Source organism: Pseudoalteromonas sp. 20-MNA-CIBAN-0454, assembly GCF_040308685.1.
Taxonomy (GTDB): Bacteria; Pseudomonadota; Gammaproteobacteria; order Enterobacterales; family Alteromonadaceae; genus Pseudoalteromonas; species Pseudoalteromonas nigrifaciens.
This window is the reverse complement of sequence record NZ_JBEOOB010000230.1, coordinates 1-241: the sequence shown is the minus strand read 5'-3', so window position 1 is coordinate 241 and position 241 is coordinate 1. Positions and strand designations below refer to the sequence as shown.

The window sequence follows — 241 nt, the reverse complement described above, 5'->3', positions numbered from 1 at the left end:
GAGGAATACCCACGAAAACCGCACCCGATGCATCGTAGTTGCCTTCGCCGAGGAAAGCGTGTTGGGTGACGACGATCGAGTCCCGTACAAGACGCTGCATGCGGTTCTCGCGATAGATCGCGCCGATGCCCGCCATCTTGTACGCCTGCATCACGATATCCGCACAGGTGTGAGCCGCGTGGGTGGCAGACAGACGCAGCAAATTTGCTTCCGCGGGCAGCACCGGATCGCCAGCCAGCAC

1 protein-coding gene is annotated in these 241 nt (G+C 61.0%); it reads right to left on the bottom strand.

Annotated features, from left to right (window positions below):
• Positions 1 to 241: acyl-CoA dehydrogenase family protein (locus tag AAEZ22_RS18585; protein WP_502935273.1), on the bottom strand; the 241-nt coding region annotated here is incomplete at both ends.